The sequence below is a fragment of the Rosenbergiella epipactidis genome, assembly GCF_018494055.1.
In the GTDB taxonomy this organism is placed as follows: domain Bacteria; phylum Pseudomonadota; class Gammaproteobacteria; order Enterobacterales; family Enterobacteriaceae; genus Rosenbergiella; species Rosenbergiella epipactidis.
Window position 1 is genome coordinate 271,351 of the sequence record NZ_JABBFQ010000002.1, and the last position, 18,956, is coordinate 290,306.

General features: G+C 47.9%; 17 protein-coding genes and 1 tRNA gene. 6 read left to right on the top strand and 12 right to left on the bottom strand.

Annotated elements, in window-relative coordinates:
• Positions 1-25: 25 nt before the first annotated feature.
• The 5 genes from amiB to orn form a co-directional block, all read right to left on the bottom strand.
• Positions 26-1,612, bottom strand: coding sequence for an N-acetylmuramoyl-L-alanine amidase AmiB (gene amiB, locus HGT71_RS04175; protein ID WP_214216728.1), 1,587 nt, complete (start codon positions 1,610-1,612; stop codon positions 26-28).
• Positions 1,609-2,085 carry a tRNA (adenosine(37)-N6)-threonylcarbamoyltransferase complex ATPase subunit type 1 TsaE gene (gene tsaE / locus HGT71_RS04180; RefSeq protein WP_214216729.1) on the bottom strand — a complete coding sequence of 159 codons (477 nt, stop codon included), beginning with the start codon at positions 2,083-2,085 and terminating at the stop codon, positions 1,609-1,611. The genes amiB and tsaE overlap by 4 nt, the downstream gene beginning before the upstream one ends.
• A gap of 1 nt (position 2,086) precedes the next feature.
• Complete coding sequence (locus HGT71_RS04185) at positions 2,087-3,607, bottom strand: NAD(P)H-hydrate dehydratase (protein WP_214216730.1); 1,521 nt, start codon at positions 3,605-3,607, stop codon at positions 2,087-2,089.
• Between the two features lie 334 nt (positions 3,608-3,941).
• A tRNA-Gly gene (locus HGT71_RS04190) sits at positions 3,942-4,017 on the bottom strand.
• A gap of 149 nt (positions 4,018-4,166) precedes the next feature.
• Positions 4,167-4,712 carry an oligoribonuclease gene (gene orn / locus HGT71_RS04195; RefSeq protein WP_099823474.1) on the bottom strand — a complete coding sequence of 182 codons (546 nt, stop codon included), beginning with the start codon at positions 4,710-4,712 and terminating at the stop codon, positions 4,167-4,169.
• Positions 4,713-4,815: 103 nt separating this feature from the next.
• Here orn and rsgA point away from each other — a divergent pair, with 103 nt between their 5' ends.
• The 3 genes from rsgA (at position 4,816) to mscM (ending at position 10,233) form a co-directional block, all read left to right on the top strand.
• Positions 4,816-5,865 (top strand): small ribosomal subunit biogenesis GTPase RsgA, encoded by a 1,050-nt coding sequence (gene rsgA / locus HGT71_RS04200; protein WP_214216731.1) that lies wholly within the window; start codon positions 4,816-4,818, stop codon positions 5,863-5,865.
• 98 nt (positions 5,866-5,963) lie between these two features.
• Positions 5,964-6,893: an archaetidylserine decarboxylase gene (gene asd / locus HGT71_RS04205; RefSeq protein WP_214216732.1), complete on the top strand. Its 930-nt coding sequence runs from the start codon at positions 5,964-5,966 to the stop codon at positions 6,891-6,893.
• Positions 6,894-6,909: 16 nt separating this feature from the next.
• Entirely contained in the window at positions 6,910-10,233 is a 3,324-nt protein-coding gene (gene mscM / locus HGT71_RS04210; protein ID WP_214216733.1) for a miniconductance mechanosensitive channel MscM, read from the top strand.
• Positions 10,234-10,268: 35 nt separating this feature from the next.
• Here mscM and epmA read toward each other — a convergent pair whose 3' ends face one another.
• The 3 genes from epmA to efp all read right to left on the bottom strand — a co-directional run bounded on the left by epmA (position 10,269) and on the right by efp (position 12,083).
• Positions 10,269-11,249, bottom strand: coding sequence for an elongation factor P--(R)-beta-lysine ligase (epmA, locus tag HGT71_RS04215; protein ID WP_048912806.1), 981 nt, complete (start codon positions 11,247-11,249; stop codon positions 10,269-10,271).
• 90 nt (positions 11,250-11,339) lie between these two features.
• Positions 11,340-11,471, bottom strand: coding sequence for an entericidin A/B family lipoprotein (locus HGT71_RS04220; RefSeq protein WP_099823467.1), 132 nt, complete (start codon positions 11,469-11,471; stop codon positions 11,340-11,342).
• Positions 11,472-11,516: 45 nt separating this feature from the next.
• Entirely contained in the window at positions 11,517-12,083 is a 567-nt protein-coding gene (gene efp / locus HGT71_RS04225; protein WP_062811972.1) for an elongation factor P, read from the bottom strand.
• A gap of 39 nt (positions 12,084-12,122) precedes the next feature.
• Between efp and epmB the strand changes: the two genes are divergently transcribed.
• Positions 12,123-13,151, top strand: coding sequence for an EF-P beta-lysylation protein EpmB (gene epmB / locus HGT71_RS04230; RefSeq protein ID WP_214216734.1), 1,029 nt, complete (start codon positions 12,123-12,125; stop codon positions 13,149-13,151).
• A 50-nt stretch (positions 13,152-13,201) separates the two neighbouring features.
• Positions 13,202-13,630: a DUF1090 domain-containing protein gene (locus HGT71_RS04235; protein ID WP_214216735.1), complete on the top strand. Its 429-nt coding sequence runs from the start codon at positions 13,202-13,204 to the stop codon at positions 13,628-13,630.
• 51 nt (positions 13,631-13,681) lie between these two features.
• Here the strand turns inward: HGT71_RS04235 and HGT71_RS04240 are convergent, their stop codons facing one another.
• The 4 genes from HGT71_RS04240 to HGT71_RS04255 form a co-directional block, all read right to left on the bottom strand.
• Positions 13,682-14,035 carry a DUF4156 domain-containing protein gene (locus HGT71_RS04240; protein ID WP_214216736.1) on the bottom strand — a complete coding sequence of 118 codons (354 nt, stop codon included), beginning with the start codon at positions 14,033-14,035 and terminating at the stop codon, positions 13,682-13,684.
• Positions 14,036-14,367: 332 nt separating this feature from the next.
• On the bottom strand, positions 14,368-16,014 hold the full coding sequence (gene groL / locus HGT71_RS04245) for a chaperonin GroEL (protein WP_214216737.1): 1,647 nt from the start codon (positions 16,012-16,014) through the stop codon (positions 14,368-14,370).
• 42 nt (positions 16,015-16,056) lie between these two features.
• Positions 16,057-16,350, bottom strand: a complete 294-nt coding sequence (locus HGT71_RS04250) for a co-chaperone GroES (RefSeq protein ID WP_048911342.1) — start codon at positions 16,348-16,350, stop codon at positions 16,057-16,059.
• Between the two features lie 219 nt (positions 16,351-16,569).
• Complete coding sequence (locus tag HGT71_RS04255) at positions 16,570-17,046, bottom strand: FxsA family protein (RefSeq protein WP_214216738.1); 477 nt, start codon at positions 17,044-17,046, stop codon at positions 16,570-16,572.
• A 419-nt stretch (positions 17,047-17,465) separates the two neighbouring features.
• Here HGT71_RS04255 and aspA point away from each other — a divergent pair, with 419 nt between their 5' ends.
• Positions 17,466-18,896 (top strand): aspartate ammonia-lyase, encoded by a 1,431-nt coding sequence (gene aspA, locus HGT71_RS04260; RefSeq protein WP_214216739.1) that lies wholly within the window; start codon positions 17,466-17,468, stop codon positions 18,894-18,896.
• The last annotated feature ends 60 nt before the right edge of the window (positions 18,897-18,956 follow it).

Here is an 18,956-nt window from a genome sequence, read left to right on the forward strand (position 1 = left end):
GATCCTCTGCAGCGACCTCTTCCGGCTACGATTGCGGGATGATTAAGGTCTGACCTAACATCACATTGGCGGAACGAAGCTTGTTCTTGGTTATAATAGTTTGGGCACTCACCCCATATTTCAAGGCTAGCGCATTAAGCGAGTCTCCTCGCACAACTTTATGCCTTATTACGGTCGCCGATGACTGAGTCATTGCCTTTGCCCCACCAATCCGTAACCGCTGGCCGACCCAAACACCCGATTTTTTAAGATGGTTCTGCGTAATAATCGCCTGACTACTCACCCCATATCGCGCAGCAATCCCAGATAAGGTTTCACCGCGTTGAACGACATGTAGTTGAGTCCCTTGAGTCGAGGCTACTTGAACCGGATTGGCCTGAGCTGGGCGGTTTTCGCTGGCGGCAATATATTGGTATGGATGGCTACGGAAGTAAGCGCGTAACCCTCGGTAAATGGCATGCGCGATTTTGGTCTGATAAGCAGAATTACCCAGTAGCTTCTCTTCCTGCGCATTACTGATAAAACCCGTTTCCACTAACAGTGAAGGAATATCCGGTGAGCGCAGTACACCCAAACTCGCATGCTCTGGTAAGCGTTTATGCAAAGGCGTGACTTGACGGAGATTTTGCAGCACTTTGGTTGCGACATCGTAGCCAACACGCTGCGAGTGCCCAAATTGAAGGTCAAGTACCGCTTGGCTTAAGTAAGGATCGGACTGACTATTGGCCAGTAAATCGCCTGCCCCGCCCAGCAGCTCAGACTGTTTCTCGGTTTGCTCTAACCAATTCGCCATTTCAGAGTTTGCTCGGCGATTAGAGAGTACCCATACCGAAGCACCGCTGGCGGAATGCACAGGAGCGGAGTCAGCATGTATCGACACCAATAAACTCGCATTCTCTTTACGCGCCACTTCTGAACGCCCCATCACCGAAATAAAGTAATTGCCATTACGGGTTAATACCGGTTTAAACATCGGATCGGCATCGAGAAATTTCTTTAACTTACGGGCAATCGAGATGGTGACATTTTTTTCTTTTAAACCATGTTGACCGATAGCCCCTGGGTCTTGCCCACCATGCCCCGCATCAATCGCCACAATCACCACCTGATTACGGGCGACTTGTCCACCGGGATAACTGGTGGTATTGGTATTCGATACCGCTGTTTTGGTTGGCGTAAACGGATTTTTCTCGGGTTTCTTAGCCGCGATCACGGCGGGTGGTACGGTTTTCCCCTGAAGCGTGACCGCTACTTGCCACTGGTTACCTACCTGGCGGGTGGTGACCGAGGAGCCGGAAGCCTGGGTCAATTCAAATACGAGCCGAATCGCATGTTGGTTCGGCGGCTGACTGGTGCGAATACGTTTAACAAGATTAGCCCCGCTAAAATTAAGCGGCAGCCCCTTGATGGTGCCGCTTTCGTGAATATCCATCACGAACCGTTCAGGGTTGTGCAAAGTGAACCACGACGAAGTCGGCTTATCCGCAAAACTCAACGTCACTATCGATTGTGCTTCTCGATTATCCACCTGAATATCCGAGAGCGATGCCGCCACTACCGCTCGACTAACGAGGCAACATAGTACGACGAGAATCAGCCGCCTAAAGGTCATGCCTCTCCCTCGTTACCCGAAATTTTTTGTAATAACTGTTCACCCCACGGTGAGCTTGCCACAATTTCTGCCTCTCTCCCCTCACCTTGATAAGCTAAGGTGATAGTCAGATCTGGCGAGGGTAAAATACCGGCTCCCTGCTGAGGCCATTCGACTAAACAGATCGCATCGCCCGTGAAATAGTCACGGACGCCCATAAACTCGAGCTCTTCAGGGTCAGCAAGGCGATACAGATCGAAATGATAGGCTAGACGCTGATCAATTTCATAAGGCTCTACCAACGTATAGGTAGGGCTTTTTACATTCCCTTGATGGCCTAACGCTTGCAAAAAACCTCGACTAAAGGTGGTTTTACCGGCCCCTAAATCCCCAACTAAATAGATAATTGTTGCTCGCTCACTGGCCTTTGCTAAGCGGGCACCTAATGCCAAGGTGTCCGCTAAGTCAGTCAGCATAACTGTTTTTGTTGTCATGTTACTCATTGAGATCCTGAAGTGGATTGACACTTATTCTTAATTTTTCAATCACATCCAGAGCAAGCATTCCACGCATTCCGTGGTCATCGGCCACAAGGTCGGCCGCATGACCATGGGCAACCACTGCGGCAGAGGCGGCTTCAAACGGTTTCAGTCCTTGACCGAGAAAGGCTGTAACGACGCCAGTCAATACATCACCCATTCCCCCACTGGCCATGCCAGGGTTACCTACGTAGGCAATCGAAGTGGCTGATGTGCCATCGGTGATAAGGGTACCTGAACCCTTCAATACGGCGACTCCGCCAAAACGTTCCACCAATTGATGCGCTGCGGACAAGCGGTCGGCTTCGACCTCTGCAACACTGATCCCTAATAATCGGGCTGCTTCTCCAGGATGTGGAGTCAGGACCCGATTTTGACGTTTATCCGGTTCGATTGCTAGGAGGTTTAGTGCATCTGCATCCCATACCATGATTTTTTTACTTAATTTTACGTCTTTTAGTGCATTTTTTGCCCAATCGGATTGCCCCAGTCCAGGACCAATCGCCACAATATCTGCCCAATCGAGTGCATCACTAAGTGATTGAGAGGTCAATTCAGCAACCATCAATTCCGGCCGAGCGGCCAACAGTGGCACAAGATTCGAGGCATGGGTTAATACGCGAACGAGGCCTGCGCCGCTCCGTAATGCGGCTTCACCGCTCAGTCGTATCGCACCGGCAGTCCCTTCTGCGCCGCCAATCACCACCACTTTACCCATATCCCCTTTGTGGGCGCTGGCTTGCCGTTGGGGTAACCATCGAGGCAACTGTCGTGCAGTCAGGCATTCAATCGGAGGCGAGAGCTGCGGCAGTAAATGAGAAAGCCCCAAGTCAGCCACCCACAGCTTACCGCTGTAGGCTCGCCCTTTGCCGGTTAATAATCCGGGTTTCAGGGTAATAAAGGTCAGTGTTGCGGTTGCCTGTATCACGGCCCCTAGCGGCTGGCCAGTTTGCGCCGCTAAGCCTGAAGGAATATCGACGGCTAATACTGGCGCAGCATGGCGATTCGCTAAATCGATTAATGCTTGGCTTTCCTCGCGAGGTGCCTGACGTAGGCCTATACCAAAAAGCGCATCAACAATCAGATCAATATCATCAGGCCAAGGATCGCCCGCGGATAATGATGGGTGCGGTGCAATATTATCCCAATGCGCTTTGGCACGTGCTGCCTCAGCGGGCCGCTCATGGTGTCGCGTCGCCTCTACCACTGTGACACGGATACCGGCTTGGTGAAGAAGGGAGGCCAGTACAAATCCGTCACCGCCATTATTGCCAGTTCCACACAGCACTAAACAGTGTCGGGTATTGGCAAAGTGTTCGGCTACTAACGTTGCCAACGCCTCACCGGCTTGCCACATCAAGGTATAAGGTGAGCCGTCGTGTAAACGACATAATTTCTGTTCAAGCTCTGCAATATGGTCGACAGGCCAACAATGGCTTGGAAGCTGGTCACTCACTGCTGAAATACTCTTCATCATTCCGACTCCTACTCAATTCTCGCTAACCGAGCGATGGACGAATAAATAAAAAGGATAGGTCGAAACCTGGCTAAGCGACAGAATTGCAACGAGAATTTTGCTGTGAATAGCTTTTTTTAACGAAGGAAGGTCATGGGAATAACGCGTTAAGATATTAATAACTATAAAATAAAAATACCTTATAAATCATCAGGATATAATCTAACTATGGATTGAAGCTGTTACAGCTCAACATTGAATACCCTGTGGATAACTCTGTTGAAAAGCTTAGCGATCACCGATGAGACATAGGTTGCAATGTAGAAAGAGTGATTAAAAGACTGAGATAAAAATTTGGAGCGGGAAACGAGATTCGAACTCGCGACCCCGACCTTGGCAAGGTCGTGCTCTACCAACTGAGCTATTCCCGCGCCCTGAACAGTAAAAATATTTACTACCGTCACGGGGTGCGAATTATACGAGAATAATTGTCCTACGCAACCCCCCTACACCGCTTTTTTTATTTTTTCGTATCAACTGCCGATTTACTCGGCAGTTTGCGCAGTTATTATCCTAAAAATTACAGTTTTAGAAAGTTTTCACGATAAAACGCCAACTCAGCGATGGATTCTCGAATATCGTCGAGGGCTTGGTGAGTCCCTTTTTTATGGAACTGTTGCAAAATATCCGGCTTCCAACGACGCGCCAACTCTTTCAATGTACTGACATCCAGTGCGCGATAGTGAAAATAGTTTTCGAGTTGAGGCATATAGTTCACTAAGAAACGACGATCTTGGCCAATAGAGTTGCCACAGATAGGTGAGCTATTCTCAGGTACCCACTGTTTTAGAAATTCGAGGGTCAACTGCTCCGCCTCGGCTTCCGATACGCTACTCTGCTTAACCCGTGCGACTAATCCGCTTTGGGTATGGGTATTCACGTTCCACTCATCCATTAATGCGAGTTGTTCGTCGCTTTGGTGCACCGCTAATACAGGCCCTTCAGCAAGTACATTTAATTGTGCATCAGTCACTATCGTTGCGATCTCAATAATCCGATCACGTAGTGGGTCCAACCCTGTCATCTCTAAATCGATCCAAATAAGGTTATCTTTACTTTGCGTCATCATCGCCCTCGTTTACCCGCTAAATTCGCCATTTGTTCTCATTAAGGTGTATCATAGACCTTTTGCCCACTCAGGGCGAAACATCTGTTAGACGAGAGGTTATGTGAGTAAAAATAAACTATCAAAGGGCCAACAACGGCGAGTTAATGCCAACCACCAACGTCGGTTACAGCAACGTGAAGGGAAAGTCGAGCCTGATGATAGCCTATTTGCTGAACCTCAAGATGGCCGCGTTATTAGCCGTTTCGGCATGCACGCTGATGTCGAAGATCCTCAAGGCCAAATTTGGCGCTGTAACTTACGTCGTACAATTCGCTCACTCGTCACAGGTGACCGCGTTGTCTGGCGCGCGCCACTCGAAGGGATGGGTAAAGGCATCGTGGAGGCCGTCCATGAGCGTCAATCGGTACTGACCCGCCCCGATTACTATGATGGCATCAAGCCCATTGCCGCAAATATCGACCAAATTATCATTGTCTCTGCGATTTTACCTGAGCTGTCATTAAATATTATTGACCGCTATTTAGTCGCTTGCGAAACCCTGAATATCGCTCCTCTATTAGTGTTAAATAAAACTGATCTGCTGGACGACGACGGTATGGCATTTGTCGATGAACAGATGGCGATCTATCAAGATATTGGTTATCCAGTATTAAAGGTTTCCAGCCATCAGCGAGAAGGCCTTCTACCGCTTGAAGAAGCGTTAACCGACCGCGTCAGTATTTTTGCTGGGCAGTCTGGCGTCGGTAAATCGAGCTTATTGAATGCATTGTTAGGCTTTGATGCCCTCGATAATAATGCCATCTTAACCAACGATGTGTCAGATAACTCAGGCTTAGGTCAACACACCACGACCGCCGCACGGCTCTACCACTTTCCACAAGGTGGCGATGTTATCGACTCACCTGGGGTCCGCGAGTTCGGTCTATGGCACCTAGAGCCGGAACAAATCACTCAAGGATTTGTCGAATTCAAACCGTATCTGGGGCTTTGTAAGTTTAGAGATTGCAAACATCTTGACGATCCAGGTTGCGCGCTGCGTCACGCCGTTGAACTAGGCGAGATTGATGAGCTGCGCTTCGAGAATTATCATCGAATTCTCGAGAGCATGGCTTCCGTTAAAATAAGAAAAAGTTTCACCAGTAAAGAGTAGGTGCCGCAAGGTCCCTCACTTTTACTGCACACACGTATACTGTTGTGGCATTGTCCGCAATAACATTTTAGAACGATTGAGTACGCCAGGAGGCGCCCGTGTTAGACAAGTTGAAATTAGGTATTAACGCTCTTCTTCCTAAGAAACAACTCACAGAACTTGCCGGCTGGGGAGCAAGTCGCCAAGCAGGCTGGCTAACCAAGGCCGTTATTGATCTTTTTGTCTGGTATTACAAAGTCAATATGCAAGAAGCCGCCAAGCCCGATACCGCGAGCTACCGCAGTTTCAACGAGTTTTTTGTCCGTCCGTTAAAGGATGAAGCTCGGGTTATCGATCATTCAGCGAATATTCTCGTCCAACCGGCAGACGGCGCAGTCAGCCAATGTGGACGTATCGACGAAAACCAAATTTTTCAAGCTAAAGGGCACTACTATACGTTAGAGGCCCTGCTCGCCGGAAATGAAGAGCGTGCACAGCACTTTTACAATGGCCAGTTTGTTACCACTTACTTAGCTCCACGTGACTACCACCGTGTGCATATGCCGTGTAATGGTATCTTACGTGAGATGGTCTATGTCCCGGGTGATCTGTACTCTGTTAATCCTCTAACTGCCCAAAATATTCCTAATCTTTTCGCCCGTAATGAACGCGTGATCTGCTATTTCGATACCGATATGGGGCCTATGGTGCAAATTCTGGTGGGCGCAACCATTGTTGGCAGTATTGAAACCGTGTGGGCCGGTACTATTACCCCACCGCGTGAAGGCGTTATTCAACGCTGGCATTATCCTCAAGCTGAGGAAAAAGGCGCGATTGTTCTACTTAAGGGGCAAGAGATGGGCCGCTTTAAGTTGGGTTCTACCGTCATCAACTTATTCGCCGCCGATCAAGTCCGTCTGAGTGAAGCCTTAGAAGCCCAAGCCCCAACAAGAATGGGTCAGCCTTTAGCAGAAAAAATTGCTGTTCAGGCACCTACCTCAACCCCACCACAAAATGAAAGTGGCGCGGTAGAACAGACCGAAGCCTAATATAGAGGGCCTGGCAGTGCGTATATTACCCGTTATTCTACTGAGCTTAGGGCTTAGTACTACTTTCGCTAGTGATGCACTGCCTGAACCCCCTCAGATTCGGCAAGCGCTAGAACAGGCGCAGAATAGTAAAAATCCTGCGGCACAAACCGAGACGATTCAAGCATTAAAGAGCGCGTTGGATTACACCAACCAACGCAATCAATCGATTGAAAATGCGCGGCAATACCAACAGGTTATCGATAATTACCCGCAACTTGCGGCGACTTTACGCCAGCAAATAACCACGCTAAATGAGACGAGCAAACGCGTCAATCCTGCGCTTACCAGTGGCGATATTGAACAGGAAATCTTACGTGTCAGCAGCCAATTATTGGAAGAAGGCCGCTTAGCACAACAAGAACAGGACCAAGCTCGGGAAATCAGCGACTCTCTCACCCAACTTCCCAGCGATCAGACGGATGCGAGACGGGCGCTTTCTGAAAGCGATCGTCGCTTACAGAATTACCAAGTCTCCTCAACGCCATTGGGCCAAGCTCGGGGCAACGCCTATGAGGCAGAAAATGCCGCCAACAAAGCACGGGTTAATGAGCTCGAGCTGGCGCAGCTTTCTGCCAATAATCGGCAAGAGCTAGCAAAATTACGCGCCGAGTTTCATCAAAAAACCATTGCTCAGCTCGATGCGTATCTACAAGCATTGCGTACCCGACAAAGTGCGCTCCGCCAAGATGAAGCGCAACGCGCCTTGGAACGTACTGAACAACTGGCAGAAAATAGCGGCGACTTACCGCCGGTTATCCATGAGCAATTTACCGTTAACCGTGAGTTATCGGCTGCACTGAACCAGCAATCCCAACATATGGAGCTTGTCTCTTCACAGCAGCGGCTGGTGGCTAACCAAACCCAACAAGTCCGCCAAGCACTCTCCACCCTACGCGAACAATCACAGTGGCTAGGTGAGTCGACCCTATTGGGCGAGGCGCTACGCGCGCAAGTCGCTCGCTTACCTGATGCGCCAAAATCCCAGCAAATCGATAGCGAAATGGGAGAACTACGTGTTCAGCGTCTGCATTACGAAGACCTACTGGCTCGTCAACACGCGCTGCGTGAGACACGTCAAGCCAGTGGTAAGTCGATTACCAGCGAGCAACGCCGTATTTTAGATGCACAGCTCAATACGCAGGGTGAACTGCTCAATTCATTGATTTCAGGTTGTGATGCCTTAATTTTAGAAATCACTAAACTCAAAGTTGCCAATACACAGTTACAAGATGCTCTGGGTGATGTCACGGATGCCACCCACCGTTACCTCTTCTGGACGGCGGATATCAATCCGATTAGCCTGCATTACCCCCTACAGGTCGTGCAAGATCTGACAAGATTATTATCTTTAGACAGTTTGGGACAATTGGGCAAAGCCTTGGTGATGGTGGCCACCAGCCGCGAGTCTATTTTACCTGTTATTGGCGCATTGATATTAGTGATCGTTAGTCTAAGTTCTCGTCGCCACTATCATGCTTTCTTAGCACGTTCGGCCAGCCGCATTGGTAAAGTAACCCAAGATCGCTTTTCCCTAACATTACGCACGGTATTTTGGTCAATACTGGTCGCCCTGCCCTTACCGGTGCTATGGGCAACACTCGGTTATGGGCTACAACGTGCTTGGCCTTATCCGATTGCAGTCGCTGTCGGTGATGGTGTCACCGCAACCCTGCCATTACTGTGGGCCTTTATGATTAGCGCAACCTTCGCGCATCCTAATGGTTTGTTTATCGCCCACTTTCGTTGGCCATCACAAGCGGTATCACGAGCGGTACGCTACTACTCCCTCAGTATCGGCTTTATCGTTCCCCTTACGATGGTATTAATCACTTTCGATAATATTGAAGAGCGTCCCTTTACCGCCTCATTAGGCCGCCTCAGTTTTATTCTGATTTGTATCGCGTTAACTATTGTTTCCAATGCACTGCGCCGTGCTGGCTTGCCGCTCTACTTTGACCGCCAGGGGAATAGCACCAATATGGTCAACCGCTTATTGTGGGACCTGATGATCGTTATCCCACCGGTGGCCATTATTGCTTCCTTGCTCGGGTATCTTGCGACAGCACAAGCGCTGTTAGCACGAGTTGAAAGTTCGGTGGGGATCTGGTTTGTGCTACTGATCGTTTACCATATCATTCGGCGTTGGATGCTGATTCAACGACGACGTATCGAATTTGATCGCGCACGTCAGCGGCGAGCCGAAATCCTCGCCAGCCGGGCGCGAAATCATCAAGAAGATGACAGCGCTACATTGAATAGTGAAAGCCAAGAGACAATCGAAGAGCCCGTCATCGATCTTGATACGATCAGTGCGCAGTCGCTACGCTTAGTGCGCTCGCTGCTCGCGCTCGTGGCGCTTTTTGCCTTAATCCTTCTTTGGTCAGAGCTACACTCCGCCTTCGCCTTCCTTGAGAACATCCCACTTTGGGGAGTGACCTCCTCGATTCAAGGGGTTGAGAGCGTGCAAGATGTCACGTTAGGGGCCGTGTTAATCGCTATTTTAGTGTTGATCATTACGCTGCAACTGGTCAGAAATATGCCAGCGATGCTAGAACTCGCCATCTTGCAGCATCTCAACCTTGCGCCAGGAACAGGCTATGCCATCACCACGCTAACCAAGTACTTGCTGATGATTATCGGCGTCATGATGGGCTTCTCGATGCTGGGTATCGACTGGTCTAAGTTGCAATGGTTAGTCGCGGCAATGGGTCTGGGATTGGGCTTCGGTTTACAGGAAATTTTTGCAAACTTTATTTCGGGTCTGATTATTCTATTCGAAAAGCCGATTCGGATTGGCGACACCGTTACCCTACGGGACTTGACCGGCACTATTTCACGCATCAATACCCGTGCCACCACCATTACCGATTGGGATAGAAAAGAAATTATTGTGCCGAATAAGGCCTTTATTACCGAGCAGTTTATTAACTGGTCCTTATCCGATGCGCATACTCGGGTGGTGTTGAATATCCCTGCGCCGCCGCATGTAAGCAGTGCCGTGGTGACGGATTTACTGCTGGCAGCCGCAAACCGCTGTAGCTATGTATTGAAAACACCTGCAGCAGAGGCATTCTTAGTGGATATTCATCAAGGTATTCAATTGTTTGAATTAAGAATTTATGCCGCAGAGATTGGCCACCGTATGCCATTGCGTCACGATCTGCATCAACAGATCCTAAATAGCTTTAGCGAACATAATATCGAGCTGCCTTATCCGCCGGTTCAGGTAAGAATGGAACAAGTCGGTAAATCAGCAGCCGCTATGCAGTCAACCCAGTATCAAGCGGGTGGCCTATAAGACCGTTAGCCAGTCACCCTGACTGGCTAACGTGATTAGCTATTCTCGACAGTAAAGGCCATCACCTCTTTTAAAGAGTCGGCCTTCAATGCCAGCATCACCAAGCGATCAATCCCCAATGCCACCCCTGAGCAGTCCGGCATACCGGCGGTCAATGCCGCCAATAGACGCTCATCGATTGGGTGTTCAGGTAACCCCATCAGCTGACGACGACGGTTATCCGCCATAAAACGTTGGCGCTGCTCATCACTATTGGTCAACTCACGAAAACCATTGGCTAATTCCACACCCTTAAAATAGACCTCGAAGCGTTCGGCTACACGATGATCCTCGGTGCTGATCTCAGCTAATGCTGCTTGGGAGGCAGGAAAGTGATAGACGAAAGCCGGTTTATTCTCTTGGCCGATCTGCGTTTCTACCCCAAGCATAAATAATAACTGCAGCACGGTATCGCGATCCTCTTCTCGCTCGACGAGCTCCCCAACGCCTAGCTTCTCGGCGCAGGCCACTAATTGCTCTTTATCGGCCGTAAGCGGATCGAGACCTAAATAGCGTTGGAAAGCTTGTTGGTAGGAGAGCGTTTCTGCAGGTTCGCACTCGATAATCTGTTGCAGTAAATCGTCCACTTCATTCATCAAACGATACATATCGTAATGCGGGCGATACCACTCCAGCATTGTGAACTCAGGGTTATGATGACGCCCAGCTTCCTCATTACGGAAACAACGACTCATTTGATAGATCGGTCCGCTGCCCGCAGTCAGCAAGCGTTTCATATGGTATTCAGGACTCGTCATTAACCAGAGATCGCGCCCTTGTGCCGCCCCGGGTCCGACAAAGCGGGTTGTAAAAGGTACCAGATGAATATCTGTCACCGTCGCTTGGCTCATTGCAGGGGTTTCGACTTCCAACACTCCACGATCAGCAAAGAAACGCCGAATATCGGCCAGCAAATTTGCACGCTTCAGCAGATTGGCAATGGGCGCACTCGGCTGCCATAAGTCCGATTCATTCATCAATATTGTCCTTCAAAAAAGTCGTATGGGACGGTACGTCCGCATAGTGGGTGTTCGCTGGCTAAAACGGTGAAAAGGGGTGATAGGCTATCAACTCGCAACGTGCGAAATGGCGTGACCTAGGCCTGAAATATCCTCGCCCATCCCACGAAACGTATTGCAAGCGGTGAGCGACGCGCCGAGCAGAAATAAAATAGCCACTCTTATTACTAATGATTTCATCGCGCATTACCTATAAAAAAACGCGCCATCAAGGCGCGCTTAGACTTACTTAACGCGTGAGACGTATTCGCCAGAACGCGTATCAACACGAATAACTTCACCAATCTGAACAAACAAAGGTACTTTCACGACAGCACCGGTTGTTAATTTAGCTGGCTTACCACCGGTTCCTGCTGTGTCGCCTTTTAGACCTGGGTCAGTTTCGACGATTTCAGCTTCAATGAAATTTGGTGGAAGAATGCTAATCGGGTTACCATTCCATAAAGTAACGATACATTCAGCTTGGTCTTGTAACCAGATGTCGTTTTCACCGACTGCTTTAGCGTCTGCAGCGAGTTGCTCGAAAGTGTTGTTGTTCATGAAATGCCAGAACTCACCATCGTTGTAGAGGTAAGTTAAGGTCACATCAACAACATCAGCACCTTCTGCTGAATCGGTTGATTTGAACGTCTTTTCAATCAATTTACCGGTTAACAGACGACGCATTTTTACGCGTGCGAAAGCTTGGCCTTTACCGGGTTTAACGAACTCACTTGCTTCGATAGCATAAGGTTCGTTGTCGAACATGATTTTAAGACCGTTACGAAAATCGTTGCTAGAATATGTTGCCATGAAGGCCCTCTATAAATAATCACTGGTATGAAGCCAAAAATGGCAAACATTGTAACCCTAAATACCCCTGCGAGAGAAGATTGGTTGCAGCAACTTGCAGACGTTGTAACAGAACCTGCTGAATTACTACAACTTTTAAATCTCGATCACCTCCCTGAACTTCAGGCAGGCCATGACGCACGCCGTTTATTTGCACTGCGTGTACCCCGTGCATTCATTCGTCGAATGGCTCAAGGCGATCCTAACGATCCCCTATTACGCCAAGTCGTCACTCAAGCTAGCGAGTTTACTGTAACGCCTGGCTATTCGACTGATCCATTGGATGAACAAACCGCAGCAGTACCTGGGTTACTGCATAAATACGTTAACCGTGCGCTGTTATTAGTCAAAGGTGGCTGCGCAGTAAACTGTCGATACTGTTTCCGCCGCCATTTCCCGTACCAAGATAACCAAGGTAATAAGCGCAATTGGCAAGTCGCGCTTGATTATATCCGCCAACACCCAGAATTAAACGAAATTATCTTCTCAGGGGGAGATCCTTTGATGGCGAAGGATCATGAGTTGGACTATCTAATCGGTGAATTGGAAGCTATCCCTCATGTTCAACGCTTACGGATCCATTCGCGTTTACCGGTCGTGATTCCCGCTCGTGTCACAGAAACCTTTTGCCAACGGCTTGCGGCTTCTCGTTTACAAGTGATTATGGTGACCCACGTCAATCATGCTCAAGAAATTGATGCGGAGTTCGCCCAAGCAATGGCACGCCTAAAGGCCGCTAACGTTACATTGCTGAATCAAAGTGTTTTATTGCGCGATATCAACGACGATGCCACCATTCTTGCTAACCTAAGTAACCGTCTGTTTGAAGTCGGAATTCTCCCGTACTACCTCCATGTTTTGGATAAAGTACAGGGTGCCGCACACTTTTATGTCTCCGATGAACAAGCGCGTATCATTATGCATGGCTTATTGAGTAAAGTGTCAGGCTATCTGGTTCCCCGTCTTGCTCGGGAAATCGGTGGCGAACCGAGTAAAACGCCATTGGACTTACAGCTCCGTCAGGTGTAATTGGCGTAATCACCCTAACTGACGATAAATCTTTTATGAAAGGAATATCTATGAAAAAGCAATTATCTGTTCCGTTACTCTCTCTTGCTGCCTTGCTAATGACCCAGCAGGCCTTTGCCGTACAAACCTGTGCCCAAAAAGAAGCAGCGTTAAACGAACAACTCGGTTACGCACAACAGCATAATAATAGCCATCAAGTCGCCGGCTTGAAAAAAGCCTTAGCAGAAGTTAAAGAGAACTGTACGGCGTCAAGCGTTCGCCAGGATGCAGAACAAGACGTTGAAAAACTGCAACGCAAATTAAAAGAGAAACAACAGGATTTACAAGAGAGTCAACAAGACCTTCAAAAAGCGACCGCGAAGAATAACGCGGAGAAAATGGCTAAATACCGTGGCAAAATCGCTGAGAAACAAGCCGACATTGAGAAAATCACCACTGAGTTACATCAAAAGCAACAAGGTTTACGCGCCCTCAACTAGGGCTATTGCTAAGCGTATCAACCCAGTTTGATACGCTTAGTCGTTAAATCATTATGGGCACTTATAGACTTGGCCAGACATCTTCGTCGCGACAGGCACGAAGCTCGACACTAAGCTAAGCCCCGGCGTACTTGCGTTATAGATCACGTTACCGCCCATTTCTGCTGCACGATTACGTAAGTTATTTGCCGCACCACGTAAAGAGTTACCGCCTTCGATTTGCTGACCAGAAAACCAATTACTCTGCTCACCGCTCGCTGTACCAATATAGTGGCATTCTGCGCCAGGTTGCTGGTCCACAAAACGCACATTCTGCCCCGCCGCATTCAATTGATTACCGGACGAACTACAGCCCGCGACGACAAGTACTGCTAGGAAAACTGGAATGACTGAAAGTAAACGCATTTTATTCCTCGTTATTATACGTATTAGAGTATTACCTGGTGCCTAGTTAGGCTTTACAACGTTTGGCTTACTTAAGAGCCGTTAGAATATCGGCAATTATCGTTAAATTCCAGCCATGCTGTGAAAAGTCTGACTTAGGACAGTGCCCTGTCGTAGCGATTTATCGGTTAAAAGCTAAGCATAGTTGAGTTTCGATAATCTGACAGACTACCCGCCTCGCTTATCCGCTAGGGATAAAAAAACCCTAGCTTTCGCTAGGGTTTCGTCTGGCTAACTCGACAGCTCACGCTGTCTGGTTAGAAAGGCAATGATTGCCAGTGACCGGAGTCACCTTACATCATACCGCCCATTCCCCCCATGCCGCCCATACCACCTGCAGCACCTAAGTCAGCTTTATCATCTTTAGGCAGTTCGGTGATCATACATTCAGTAGTGATCATCAGACCGGCAACAGATGAAGCGTATTGCAGTGCAGAACGCGTAACTTTCGTTGGGTCTAAGATACCGAAGTCGATCATGTTGCCGTATTCTTCTGTTGCCGCGTTGTAACCGAAGTTACCTTCGCCTTGCTTCACTTTATCCGCAACAACAGATGGCTCTTCACCTGCGTTAGAAACGATTTGACGCAGTGGTGCTTCCATTGCACGCAGTGCAACACGGATACCCACGTTTTGGTCTTCGTTATCGCCAGTCAGACCGGTGATTTTCGCTGCAACGCGAACCAGTGCAACACCACCGCCTGCTACGACGCCTTCTTCAACGGCTGCACGCGTTGCGTGTAACGCATCTTCAACGCGCGCTTTCTTCTCTTTCATCTCAACTTCAGTGGCTGCACCGACTTTCAGAACAGCTACGCCGCCCGCCAGTTTAGCAACACGCTCTTGAAGTTTTTCTTTGTCGTAATCAGAAGTTGCTTCTTCGATTTGTTGACGAATTTGTGTCACACGACCTTTGATATTGGCTTCTTCACCGATACCATCGATGATAGTCGTGGTGTCTTTGCTGATCACAACACGCTTCGCTTGACCCAGATCTTCTAAAGCTGTTTTTTCCAGCTCCATACCAATCTCTTCAGAAATCACAGAACCACCGGTTAGGATTGCGATATCTTGCAGCATCGCTTTACGGCGATCACCAAAACCAGGAGCTTTAACCGCAGCCACTTTTACGATGCCACGCATGGTGTTAACCACTAGGGTAGCCAGTGCTTCGCCTTCGACATCTTCAGCAATGATCAGCAGAGGTTTACCTGCTTTAGCCACCGCTTCCAGTACAGGTAACAGTTCACGGATGTTAGAGATTTTCTTATCTGCTAACAGGATGAAAGGTTGTTCAAGTTCAACTGCACCGGTTTCTGGCTTGTTGATGAAGTAAGGAGAAAGGTATCCACGGTCAAACTGCATCCCTTCTACGACGTCTAACTCGTCTTGTAGACCAGTACCTTCTTCAACGGTGATAACACCTTCTTTGCCAACTTTTTCCATCGCTTGAGCAATCAAGGTACCAACGCTGGTATCAGAGTTTGCAGAGATGGTACCAACCTGTGCAACGGCTTTAGAGTCAGAGCAAGGAACAGATAGTGTTTTCAGTTGTTCAACAGCCGCGATAACCGCTTTGTCGATACCGCGCTTCAGGTCCATTGGGTTCATGCCCGCTGCAACAGCTTTAAGACCTTCATTAACGATAGATTGCGCAAGAACAGTTGCGGTAGTCGTACCGTCACCTGCCGCATCATTCGCTTTAGAGGCGACTTCTTTAACCATTTGAGCGCCCATGTTTTCGAACTTATCTTCTAATTCGATTTCGCGCGCAACAGAAACACCATCTTTAGTGATGGTAGGAGAACCAAATGATTTATCGAGAACAACGTTACGGCCTTTAGGACCCAGAGTCACTTTTACCGCATCAGCAAGGATGTTTACGCCACGTAGCATTTTAACGCGTGCGTCGTTACCAAATTTTACGTCTTTAGCAGCCATTTTCTATTCCTTCAAAATTTTACAATGAAATATTTCGTGTAATTACGCAGTCACGACGGCGAGGATATCGTTCTCGGAGATGATAAGAACTTCTTCGTTATCAATCTTTTCTGTTTTAGCGCCGTAACCTTCGTTAAAGATCACTACATCACCGACTTTTACGTCCAGTGGTTTTACTTCACCATTTTCAAGAATGCGACCATTGCCCACCGCTAACACTTCAGCACGGCTTGATTTGCCCGCCGCAGAACCAGTCAATACGATACCGCCTGCTGATTTTGCTTCAACTTCTTTACGCTTAACAATTACACGGTCATGTAATGGACGAATGTTCATTTGATCGTTCTCCTATGAGATAGCTAATCACGCATTATTTTAAATTTGATGCCAATCTGGCTTCGTGACTTCAGAGGTAGGGACGACAGGCTTCACTTTCAAGGGGAGATAGAAAATTTTTTTTGAAAAAATTCCCTATTGAAAGGTTTTTAGGCTAGCAGAGTACGGGGAACTCAAGCGATATCACGCTAGGGTCAGCTAGCGTGATAAAAGAGGGGATTAATCTGTTTTGTGCGTTGACGTACTATCGTCACGATAGTCGAGACGTTTCTCTTCGCGACGTTCAAACTCCCCTTCCATGGTATAGCCCGAATCTTGAGCCGTTTGGCCGCGGCCGCCCCAAACAGTGATAAAGGGCATCAACTTATGGGTCAGTCGTTGCTGCACGGGCGGAAGTAGCAGTAAGGCACCTAAGAAATCGGTAAAGAAGCCGGGTAATATCAATAAAAATCCCGACAGAAATAGGGATAAGCCCCGTGTCATTTCGGGTGCTGGGTTCTCATTACGGACAAGTTTTTCCTGCATTAAGCGGAAGTTCTTAATGCCTTGATTTTTCACCAAAGATAAGCCTATTGCTGAAGTGGCTATCACCAGTAACAACGTTAGTAGCACACCAAAGAGATGAGCGACTTTAATAAAGAGTGATATCTCGATCCATGCCAAGATAAATAAAGCTATAAATGGTAACCAACGCACGGTGGTCTCCTCAAATTCGTAAAAAGGATCGCTGTTCGACCTATTTCCTAATCATGGGTACGTATTAGCGGCAATTCAAGGTGATTTCCGCAGAAAGCAGCGTAAAAGGACGACTTTTTTGTCAATAATTGTCATCTAGAACGGTTAAGCGTGGAATCACTGCCGTAAACAATTCGTTTTTACTATTGTTAAATCTTAGCGCCTATTCATACACTAAGCACAATGATTCGGTAATCACGGTTACCGAGGGATTAAATGTAAAAAAAAAGTTACTATATAGTGATCTGTGTGGCTGAATTTTAAATAAAACAGCCTATGATCGCGTCACGGTTTGCTACGCTTCGCGCAGTACCGGTTAAATTTATACGGCAACATTACCGTCGACATGGAAAACGACGACCTATTATAAGAAGGCTCTCATGACCAAAAATATTCGTATCGAAGAAGACCTCCTCGGCATGCGTGAAGTTCCCGCTGATGCTTACTTTGGAATTCATACGTTACGTGCGATTGAAAATTTTTATATAAGCAGCAGTAAAATCAGTGACATTCCTGAATTTGTTCGCGGCATGGTAATGGTGAAAAAGGCGGCAGCATTAGCCAACCGTGACCTTAAGACGCTGCCTCGCAGCATTGCCGAAGCGATTATCAAGGCCTGTGACGAAGTCCTGAATAACGGTACCTGTGTCGATCAATTTCCTGTAGACGTCTACCAAGGTGGCGCGGGGACCTCGGTCAATATGAATACCAATGAGGTACTGGCCAATATTGGGCTGGAGCTGATGGGTTACCAAAAAGGTGAATATCAACACCTTAACCCTAACGATCACGTTAATATGTGTCAGTCGACCAACGATGCCTACCCTACCGGTTTTCGTATCGCCGTCTACCACTCCCTGCTTAAACTTATAGAAGCCATCACTCAGTTAAGTGAAGGCTTTGATCGCAAGTCAAAAGAGTTCTCCCACATCTTAAAAATGGGCCGTACCCAGTTACAAGATGCGGTACCAATGACCGTTGGGCAAGAGTTCAAAGCGTTCAGTGTGTTACTGAAAGAAGAGACAAAGAGTATTCTGCACACCGCTCAGTTATTGTTAGAAGTCAATCTCGGCGCAACGGCTATCGGTACACGTCTCAATACGCCTGAAGGCTATCAAACGCTCGCGATTAACTACCTTGCACAGATCACACAACTGCCCGTCGTCGCAGCGGAAGACCTAATTGAAGCGACCTCTGACTGTGGCGCTTATGTCATGGTCCACTCTTCATTAAAACGTTTAGCGGTTAAGCTTTCAAAAATTTGTAATGATTTACGCTTACTCTCTTCGGGTCCTCGTGCGGGGCTGAACGAGATCAATCTGCCGCAATTACAGGCCGGTTCATCTATCATGCCAGCCAAGGTCAACCCTGTGGTGCCTGAAGTGGTTAACCAAGTGTGCTTCAAGGTGATTGGTAATGACACCACTGTGACGATGGCGGCAGAAGCTGGGCAACTGCAATTAAATGTGATGGAACCCGTTATCGGTCAAGCGATGTTCGAGTCGATTTCCATCCTCAGCAATGCTTGTTACAACCTGCTGGAGAAATGCGTTAACGGCATCACTGTTAACCAAGCTATCTGTGAGTCCTACGTATTTAATTCAATCGGTATCGTCACCTATCTAAACCCTTATATTGGCCACCATAATGGCGATATTGTGGGTAAAATCTGTGCCGAAACCGGGAAAAGTGTGCGTGAAGTCGTACTCGAAAGAGAACTGCTGACCGAATCAGAACTCGACGATATTTTCTCCGTAGAAAACCTGATGCATCCTGCCTATAAAGCAAAATTATTTAACGAAGACGCTTAATCACTCTTCTGGTAAACAGCATTGCTGGCTTTTTTAGCAATGCTGTTTTCATGTTATGCT